A 218-nucleotide genomic window follows, 5' to 3' on the forward strand; every position below is an offset into this window, starting at 1 on the left:
AATCCGGGTTTCGGCAATGTCCCGGATGCGCTGGCGTTCGGCGCGGTCGTCACGTGGATGAGGCTGATAAAAATACGTGGCCTGACGCAACTGCAATACGGCCGTCGCTCGCCGGATGCTTACGCGATAGGCCTGGATCAAGAAGTCAGCCAGCGCGCGTTTGCGCGCCGGCTTCATAGCTTTTTTTGCACCACCTCCTGCAGCATCTGCTTGTCCAG

At 59.2% G+C, this 218-nt stretch carries 1 pseudogene; it reads right to left on the bottom strand.

Annotated features, from left to right (window positions below):
* Window positions 1-218: pseudogene (locus ACYP33_RS30150) on the bottom strand (hypothetical protein); the annotation flags it as partial.

The sequence above is a fragment of the Burkholderia sp. 3C genome (genome assembly GCF_054589155.1).